At 66.6% G+C, this 368-nt stretch carries 1 protein-coding gene; it reads right to left on the bottom strand.

Annotated features, from left to right (window positions below):
* On the bottom strand, positions 1-368 hold a 368-nt coding region (locus ASV53_RS24965; protein ID WP_239928915.1), incomplete at both ends, for an aconitase family protein.

Here is a 368-nt window from a genome sequence, read left to right as displayed (position 1 = left end):
GCGAATCGGTGCCGAGCACGCTGTCCGGCATCGCCACGGTCTCGCCGTCGATGGAGCGCTTCACCACCACCGGCGCCAGGTATTCGAGGTTCACTTGATGGACGATGCCGGTGCCCGGCGGCACGACGCGAAAGTCCCGGAACGCCTTCTGGCCCCAGCGCAAAAACTGGTAGCGCTCGCGGTTGCGTTCGTATTCTTTCTCCACGTTTTCGGCAAAGGCTTGCGCGTTGCCGAAGCGGTCCACCATCACCGAGTGGTCGATGACCAGATCCACCGGTGCCAGCGGATTGATGCGCTGCGGGTCGCCGCCGGCACGGGCGATGGCGTCGCGCATGGCGGCCAGGTCCACCACGGCCGGTACGCCGGTG

The sequence above is a fragment of the Photobacterium sanguinicancri genome, from assembly GCF_002265265.1.
Taxonomy (GTDB): Bacteria; Pseudomonadota; Gammaproteobacteria; order Enterobacterales; family Vibrionaceae; genus Photobacterium; species Photobacterium sanguinicancri.
This window is presented reverse-complemented; position numbering and strand designations above follow the sequence as displayed.